This is a genomic window from Enterobacter sp. R-1.6.2, assembly GCF_035064085.1.
Taxonomy (GTDB): Bacteria; Pseudomonadota; Gammaproteobacteria; order Enterobacterales; family Enterobacteriaceae; genus Enterobacter; species Enterobacter asburiae_B.
In genome coordinates this window covers 1-4969 of the sequence record NZ_JASEYI010000061.1, presented here as the reverse complement: position 1 = coordinate 4969, position 4969 = coordinate 1, and the positions used below count along the sequence as shown (strand labels likewise).

The 4969-nt window shown below is 51.7% G+C and carries 9 protein-coding genes and 3 pseudogenes; 10 read left to right on the top strand and 2 right to left on the bottom strand.

The genetic code is table 11. The features are described 5' to 3' along the window. Positions 1 to 80: 80 nt before the first annotated feature. From QMN93_RS25390 to QMN93_RS25370, 5 genes and pseudogenes are all read left to right on the top strand, one after another. Positions 81 to 155: pseudogene (locus QMN93_RS25390) on the top strand (protein MobD); the annotation flags it as partial. A gap of 160 nt (positions 156 to 315) precedes the next feature. Continuing rightward, a complete protein-coding gene (locus tag QMN93_RS25385) occupies positions 316 to 753 on the top strand; it encodes a hypothetical protein (RefSeq protein ID WP_264884037.1) in 438 nt (145 codons plus the stop codon). Positions 754 to 847: 94 nt separating this feature from the next. Then, positions 848 to 1180 (top strand): type II toxin-antitoxin system RelE/ParE family toxin, encoded by a 333-nt coding sequence (locus QMN93_RS25380; protein ID WP_323620216.1) that lies wholly within the window; start codon positions 848 to 850, stop codon positions 1178 to 1180. Between the two features lies 1 nt (position 1181). After that, positions 1182 to 1466 carry a NadS family protein gene (gene nadS, locus QMN93_RS25375; protein WP_012442910.1) on the top strand — a complete coding sequence of 95 codons (285 nt, stop codon included), beginning with the start codon at positions 1182 to 1184 and terminating at the stop codon, positions 1464 to 1466. 195 nt (positions 1467 to 1661) lie between these two features. Beyond that, positions 1662 to 2564, top strand: coding sequence for a replication initiation protein (locus tag QMN93_RS25370; protein WP_264884038.1), 903 nt, complete (start codon positions 1662 to 1664; stop codon positions 2562 to 2564). Here QMN93_RS25370 and QMN93_RS25365 read toward each other — a convergent pair. Then, positions 2561 to 2731 (bottom strand): hypothetical protein, encoded by a 171-nt coding sequence (locus tag QMN93_RS25365; protein ID WP_264884039.1) that lies wholly within the window; start codon positions 2729 to 2731, stop codon positions 2561 to 2563. The genes QMN93_RS25370 and QMN93_RS25365 overlap by 4 nt on opposite strands. 505 nt (positions 2732 to 3236) lie before the next feature. On the opposite strand from QMN93_RS25365, the gene mobC reads away from it, so the two are divergent. Continuing rightward, on the top strand, positions 3237 to 3563 hold the full coding sequence (gene mobC / locus QMN93_RS25360; RefSeq protein ID WP_001715145.1) for a plasmid mobilization relaxosome protein MobC: 327 nt from the start codon (positions 3237 to 3239) through the stop codon (positions 3561 to 3563). A gap of 7 nt (positions 3564 to 3570) precedes the next feature. On the opposite strand, the gene QMN93_RS25355 is transcribed toward mobC, so the two are convergent. Next, a complete protein-coding gene (locus QMN93_RS25355) occupies positions 3571 to 3843 on the bottom strand; it encodes a hypothetical protein (RefSeq protein ID WP_264884035.1) in 273 nt (90 codons plus the stop codon). On the opposite strand from QMN93_RS25355, the pseudogene QMN93_RS25350 reads away from it, so the two are divergent. The 4 genes and pseudogenes from QMN93_RS25350 to QMN93_RS25335 form a co-directional block, all read left to right on the top strand. Next, positions 3772 to 4194: pseudogene (locus tag QMN93_RS25350) on the top strand (relaxase/mobilization nuclease domain-containing protein); the annotation flags it as partial. The gene QMN93_RS25355 and the pseudogene QMN93_RS25350 sit on opposite strands and share 72 nt — an antisense overlap. 46 nt (positions 4195 to 4240) lie before the next feature. Then, a pseudogene (locus QMN93_RS25345) lies at positions 4241 to 4336 on the top strand (MbeB family mobilization protein); the annotation flags it as partial. An 87-nt stretch (positions 4337 to 4423) separates the two neighbouring features. Further along, positions 4424 to 4726 (top strand): sialate O-acetylesterase, encoded by a 303-nt coding sequence (locus QMN93_RS25340; protein WP_264884040.1) that lies wholly within the window; start codon positions 4424 to 4426, stop codon positions 4724 to 4726. A 60-nt stretch (positions 4727 to 4786) separates the two neighbouring features. Beyond that, on the top strand, positions 4787 to 4930 hold the full coding sequence (locus tag QMN93_RS25335) for an MbeD family mobilization/exclusion protein (RefSeq protein ID WP_369124329.1): 144 nt from the start codon (positions 4787 to 4789) through the stop codon (positions 4928 to 4930). Positions 4931 to 4969: the final 39 nt, after the last annotated feature.

The following is a 4969-nucleotide window of genomic DNA, read 5'->3' as shown; positions in this document are numbered from 1 at the left end:
ATACCGTCGCTGACATCGTGCAACGACACAGAGCTAACGCTTAGGGTGTCATTTCGCCCTCAGCCGGAACCGACCCCCACATGTTCGAGACTACCTCACAGGCACTGAACCGCAGCGACAGGGTGTGTCAGCACTTGAGCAATCAGGTGAACAGCTTGCGCGGTCAGGTCGAGAGCTTGAGCGACAATGTCAGCCGGTTAATGCGCTCGTAAAACAGCACGAACACCAGCTGAAACTGGAAAAGCAGCGCACCCGCTATCATGGCCCTTCAATGTGATTTGGGATATTCATAATCAAAGAGTTAAGGAGATATAAATGACCACTTACTGGCATATGCAAATGCATCCTGATGATAAGTCATTCGCTGAAGTGCATATATATTCCATATTAGAAAGTAAGAAAATCATCGGCTTAGGTGAATGGAATGATGGAGAGTCGATAATTTCATCATTCAAGAATGATGTGAAGGTGAATGATATCGTCGCGATTAAGAATGGCGCAAAGCTTATAGCGCTTGTTCAGGTCATTGGGGGGGCATACACAGTGCATGATGACAACAGTGAAACAGGCTGGATTGAGCATCGTCGCCCTATTCGAGTTCTTGACTGGGATATCTGGGGGAAAACACTTCCTCAGCCAAGAGGAACGCTTGTGAAATGTGTGAATGAAGTCGAAACAACCAAAATAATCAGGGAATGGCATACACGTATTGCAAAAGTGCTTATCAAGAGAGGCATTGCTACATCAGTTTGATACGAAAGCTGTTGTCTGACATTGATGCAATGAGTCTTTCGATGTTGATGTTTTTGGTGTACATTGTACCCCTTAACTCAAAAGGAATGATACAGTGAGCCATGCGATAGAGTTTATCGAAACGCCGATGTTTACCCGTCAGATAAAGCAAATCGCCACGGACGACGAGCTCAAAGATCTCCAGAAAGCGCTGATTGAATCACCGGACAAAGGCGATCTCATCAGGCAAACCGGCGGGCTGCGAAAAATCAGAATGGCGACCGGCACACAGGGGAAAAGCGGCAGTGCGCGGGTGATTTACTTTCTGGCCACCGACGAGATTATCTATCTGGTGATGGCCTATCCGAAAAGTACCAAAGACAGCCTGACGGACGCCGAAAAATCCGACCTGAAAAAGCTGACGAAATTACTGAAAGATGAGGTGTAGCATGAGTTTTTTTGACGAACTGAAAGCGTCACTCGAAGAAGCCGTCGAGATCAAAAAAGGCGTTAAAGCGCCTGCCCGTGTGACACGCTACGAACTGGCTGACGTGAAGGCACTCCGCGCCCAGCTGAACGTGACGCAGGATGAAATGGCGAAGGTGCTTGGCACCAGCCTCGACACCATCAAAAGCTGGGAAACGGGCAGGCGTAACCCGACCGGACTAGCGGCGAAGGTGCTGGCGACCATACAGGCCAACCCTAAATTCTTTCAGGAACTTGCCTCACATTAAGGCGTTATGACGGAAGGATTCGACAGAAGCCGCAGTTCGCGTGTAACTTTAACGGCAGAAAAAAACAAAGCCCCGATAATCATGTGCTCAACTTGGCGGAAGATACATGATCAATCAGGGCTAGGCATAAAACCTAAGAAGGATATTAGCACATGCAGAGTGCAAGACAACAGCCCGCCATAAGCGCTGGCGTGAGTGACTAACCCAGCTCTCGATCTGTTCAACGACCGCTTACCTAACAAGCCGTATTTTTCTGACGATCTGCATTTTGGTGTACGCATCGCGGGAAAAGAGCGCGCAATCCTGGCGAAATACATTCAGTTCAACCAGCCTCACGCCATGTTCTGGCTCGGTTTTGACGTTGACCGTATCGGTGCCGCCATCGACTGGAGCGATCGCAATGCGCCCGCGCCTACGATGACCATCACCAATCCCGAAAACGGACACGCACACCTGCTCTATGCGTTGAAAAACTCGATACGTACCGCACCAGACGGAAAAATGAAGCCGCTGAAGTACGCTGCTGCCGTAGAGAACGCGCTACGTAAAAAACTGGACGCTGACGTGGGGTATGCGGGGCTAATTTGCAAAAATCCGAACCACGGTCACTGGAAAATCGCCGTCTGGCAGCCGGAACTCTATACGCTTGACTGGCTGGCCGACTCACTCGACCTGAACGCTGCGAACGACAAAGAAATCGTTGCCGATTACGGCTTAGGGCGTAACTGCACTCTTTTCGATAAAACACGCAAGTGGGCATACCGCGCGATTCGTCAGGGCTGGCCTGAGTATGAGCAGTGGCTGGAAGCCTGCTATGAGCGTGCCAACGCATATAATCTGCAATTCACATCACCTCTGGATGAAAAAGAGGTGGGAGGTATAGCAAAAAGCATTGCTAAATGGACACATCACCAACTATCCCCTGAAGGATTTGCGGAGTATGTATCACGCACACACGCACCATCTATTCAGGCTGTTAGAGGCCGGAAAAGCAGAGGCGGGGGCAGGCCAAAGGACAGTTCAGCCCTCGTAAACACGAAGCCTTGGCTGTCCCTTGGTATTAGCCGCGCAACTTTCTATCGCAAGCAGGGAGGTTAGTTTTTAAACTCTCGAGCTATAGCGAACAAAGTCACTAAAATCGCAAAAATCACTATTAAGTTCATGACAGGCAAGGAGCAAAGAGTCATGACCAACTGTAAAAGTAGATTTCCAACGATTCTTGCAATGATAAAACTACAAACGTAATCACCAATAAAATCAAACATATATATCTCCACTAAGGAGAGTCCATGCGATAAATATCCAAGGGGGAACGTATCCCTTGTGTCCGAACTATGCTTGACGTTTTTTACCTATTTGCTAATATACGTTTACCAAGACGATAAAAGCTAAAGATACAAAACAAAAACCAGCCCTTCATTTAACCATAAAAACCCCAAAAAAGTTAAAGTCCCATTTATAACAATAACACATATTTGCTGTAAAGCAAATATTTTTTCGCTTTTCGCAAAAAAAATCATCCATCCCTTTTTTATGCGTGAGACAAAAACAACCTATATCAGATAACAGCCCTCTCTGAGGGGTTGTCGTTTTCTTGAACGCAACACATAATCTGAGATACTGCACCATACTTTAAGCCAGTACACACAGCGTCCCCTCTATCGAGGTGCCACTGTGACTGGTTCAGGGGGCTCGCCGCCCCCCGAAACCCCTGGCATCCACTGCGAAACTTTCGCACTTTGGGTGCGCATATTTCTCAGCGGAGTGAGAATGGAAAAGCGCACGAGAGAGATCAAAATCCGCCTAACCGACTCAGAGCATCAGCGTCTGATCGACCGGTGTGACCGAACCCATTTGGCCGAATGGCTGCGTCAGCTCGGTCTGGGAGAACACACCGCCAGAAAGCGCCGTCTGCCAGATGTGGCGCCCGAACTGCTGCGACAGGTCAGCGGGATAGGCAACAATCTTAACCAGATCGCCCGCCGCCTTAACCAGCTCGACGGACTGAATCCCACTGAGCGTGTGTCCCTGCTGGCTGTGTTAAACAGCCTCGACCGCAATCTCGGTGAACTGCTGGAGCAGCACCGTGATCGTTAAAATTCACTCACGGGGTGCCGGTTCGGGCAGTGGCCCCGTTGATTACCTGCTGGGCAAAGATCGCCAGCGCAGTGACGCCCGCGTGCTGCGGGGAGACGCCGAACGCACCCGCGAACTGATTGACTGCTGTGACTTTGCCCGCGCCTACACCTCTGGCGTGCTGTCCTTTCAGGAAGCCGACATTACCGCGCCTGAAAAGGCGCGTCTTATGGACGAATGGGAACAGACACTGATGACCGGTCTGGACAAAGACCAGTACGCTTGCCTGTGGGTTGAGCATCAGGACAAAGGCCGCCTCGAGCTGAACTTCGTGATCCCGAACATCGAATTACAGAGCGGGAAACGGCTGCAACCCTACTTTGACCGAGCCGACCGTCCCAGGGTCAACGCCTGGCAGACGCTGACCAACGACCGGCTCGGACTGCGTGACCCCAATGATCCCGCCTATCGCCGCCCGCTGACGCAGGCCAGCGACCTGCCGCGAGACAAACAGCAGGCAGCGGAAAAGCTGACGACCGGCCTGATGAACCTGATGGCACAGGGCGCGATACGCAGCCGGCAGGACGTGGTGACTCAGCTCGAAAGTATTGGCCTCACCGTGGCGCGGGAAACCAAAAGCAGTATCAGTATTGCCGACCCGTCCGGCGGCAGAAACATCCGGCTGAAAGGAATGATTTATGAGCGAGATTTTAAATTTGGCGAAGGGCTTCGAGGAGAAATCGAAGCAGCAAGCGCAGGATACCGAGCAGAGCGTGAAGCGCGAGTTCGGGAGGCTGGAAACGTCTATCAGCGCGGAACTGCAATCAAGCTCGCAGAGCATCAGCAACGCTATCCGCGAGCAGAACGGCAGGCTGACGGGCATGATCAGAGCCACGGCCACCACCGCGCTGATCTGGATAGTGGTCTGCGCCGCGCTCCTGATTGGCATCCTGAGCGGGATAATCTGGTTCCAGGGGCAGATCATCAGCTCACGCCTGAGCGACATCGACGGTTACAGCCAGCAGCTGGCGAGCCTGAAAGCGAAAAGCGGCGCGGGGGTGACGATCTACAGCGACGACAGCCAGAAGAACGGCTATCTGGTAGTGCTGCCGGTGAAAGCACACGGCGTGGAAACCTACACTTCGACGGCGGGCAACACGGTGGTGAAGTACACCGCGAAATAACCCCGCCAGAACGCACAGAAACGCCCCTGAACGATTTTGACCCACAGGACACAGAAAACCATGACCGAAATGGAAAAACAGCTTCTGAGCGCCTTAGAGAGCTTACAGGCCAGCTACGAACAACAGCATCAGGCGTGGCAGGAAAGCTACAGCAGTTTGCAGCACATGGGGTCGGTTCCGGCTGAGGGCGAAATGACACCCTAAGCTTTCGGTTCCTTGGGCCAAAGATATTCGCCAGTCAGT

Excerpts from the sequence above, each read along its gene's own strand:
- QMN93_RS25385 (WP_264884037.1), top strand. The coding sequence starts at position 316 with ATGACCACTTACTGGCATATGCAAATGCATCCTGATGATAAGTCATTC.
- nadS (WP_012442910.1), top strand. The coding sequence starts at position 1,182 with ATGAGTTTTTTTGACGAACTGAAAGCGTCACTCGAAGAAGCCGTCGAG.
- QMN93_RS25365 (WP_264884039.1), bottom strand. The coding sequence starts at position 2,731 with ATGTTTGATTTTATTGGTGATTACGTTTGTAGTTTTATCATTGCAAGA.
- mobC (WP_001715145.1), top strand. The coding sequence starts at position 3,237 with ATGGAAAAGCGCACGAGAGAGATCAAAATCCGCCTAACCGACTCAGAG.
- QMN93_RS25355 (WP_264884035.1), bottom strand. The coding sequence starts at position 3,843 with ATGCTCAACCCACAGGCAAGCGTACTGGTCTTTGTCCAGACCGGTCAT.
- QMN93_RS25340 (WP_264884040.1), top strand. The coding sequence starts at position 4,424 with ATGATCAGAGCCACGGCCACCACCGCGCTGATCTGGATAGTGGTCTGC.
- QMN93_RS25335 (WP_369124329.1), top strand. The coding sequence starts at position 4,787 with ATGACCGAAATGGAAAAACAGCTTCTGAGCGCCTTAGAGAGCTTACAG.